A 1,130-nucleotide genomic window follows, 5' to 3' on the forward strand; every position below is an offset into this window, starting at 1 on the left:
CGCTCGATATAGTCGAACACATCGGCCCGGGCCTGGTCACGGGTGCGGTAGGTTTTGGCAGCCGTGCGCTCGGTTTTGAGTGAAGAGAAGAAGCTCTCCATTGCCGAGTTGTCCCAGACATTGCCGGCCCGGCTCATTGAGCAGGTAATGCCATTATCAGCCAGCAAGCGTTGGAATTGCTCGCTGGTATATTGCGAGCCCTGATCTGAATGATGAAGTAGCGCGTCGGCCTTGCCGCGGCGCCAGACGGCCATCATCAACGCATCCATGACCAGCGCCGCATCGCGTTCCGCCTTCATCGACCAGCCGACGATGCGCCGGGAGAAGAGGTCAAGAACCACGGCCACATACAGCCAGCCTTCGGCGGTCCAGATATAGGTGAAGTCAGCCAGCCATTTCTGGTTTGGCCGGGCGGCGGCAAACTTCCGATCAAGGATATTATCGGCGATCACCGCACGCTCGCCCTCGTCCTTCGGCTTGGCCCGGCGCTTCGGGCGCGCCCGGAAGCCGTTCTCGCGCATCAGCCGCTCAACCCGGTGCAAGCCGCAGGCCAGGCCTTCTTCGAGCACATCATGCCACACGCGGCGCGCACCATAGGTTCTGTCACTGGCCTTGAAGCTCGTGTCGATCGCCAACGCCAGCTTCCCATCGTACACAGCCCGGTCACAGGCAGGCCGTTTGAGCCAGGCATGGAAGCCGGAACGCGACACCTCAAGAGCCGCACACAGCCAGCTCACCGGCCAGATATGCCGGTGCTTCGCGATGAAGGCAAACTTCACGTCGACTCTCTCGCGAAGAATGCCGCGGCCTTTTTTAGGATGTCACGCTCCGCCTTGAGCTTGGCGACCTCCTTCTTGAGGGCCGCAATCTCAGCCAGATCGGCCCGTTGCTGGCCATGGCCAGGGAACGCCGTCGCAGGCGCCGCCGCCAATTCACGCATCCAGCGCCGCAACACGCTCTCCGCCAGATCCAGGTCACGCGCCGCCTGAGCAACTGATACGCCCCGCTCCGTAACCAGCTTTACAGCCTCGGTTTTGAATTCAGCTCCAAACTTTCGTCTCGCCATATTCGTCCTCCGGTTCATGGGTCACGATCTTATCCTCGTGTCCACCAAACCGGCAGCAGCTCAA

1 protein-coding gene is annotated in these 1,130 nt (G+C 61.2%); it reads right to left on the reverse strand.

Going from position 1 to position 1,130, the window contains the following annotated elements; translation table 11 throughout:
* A protein-coding gene (locus MXAZACID_RS17300) for an IS3 family transposase (RefSeq protein ID WP_144052893.1) occupies positions 1-1,066 on the reverse strand; the annotation gives its coding sequence in 2 pieces (ribosomal slippage) (positions 1-817 and positions 817-1,066; 1,067 coding nt annotated over the 2 pieces). This gene is flagged as partial in the annotation.
* Between the last annotated feature and the right edge of the window lie 64 nt (positions 1,067-1,130).

This window comes from Acidocella sp. MX-AZ02 (assembly GCF_000306035.1).
Lineage (GTDB): Bacteria > Pseudomonadota > Alphaproteobacteria > Acetobacterales > Acetobacteraceae > Acidocella > Acidocella facilis.